Source organism: Micromonospora sp. LOL_024 (genome assembly GCF_048060415.1).
Lineage (GTDB): Bacteria > Actinomycetota > Actinomycetes > Mycobacteriales > Micromonosporaceae > Micromonospora.
This window is the reverse complement of the sequence record NZ_JBHMIS010000234.1, coordinates 1-249: the sequence shown is the minus strand read 5'-3', so window position 1 is coordinate 249 and position 249 is coordinate 1. Positions and strand designations below refer to the sequence as shown.

1 protein-coding gene is annotated in these 249 nt (G+C 59.4%); it reads right to left on the bottom strand.

The window, feature by feature from the left end; translation table 11 throughout:
• Positions 1 to 67: 67 nt before the first annotated feature.
• Positions 68 to 249 (bottom strand): phosphotransferase (locus tag ACFHWY_RS28990; RefSeq protein WP_416583398.1); only part of this gene is annotated, 182 nt, incomplete at its 5' end.

Here is a 249-nt window from a genome sequence, read left to right as displayed (position 1 = left end):
TCGGAGACTGATCTTGTCGCAAAGACCTGTCTACCGATGGCTCCACGCCCACATCCAGCACCGTCCGCTATGGACGCAATGCCCGTGTCATCCCGATCAGCACTCCCAGCCCTGTTGAGATCACCTCAATACACACCGTCTCCAGATCCACGAATGCCTCTCGGCCGTCGGCCGTCACCAGGAGATTCTCCATATGCGCGTCGCCGTGCAGCACCGCTTCACCAAGCATGAACTTCGTCGTTGCCCACC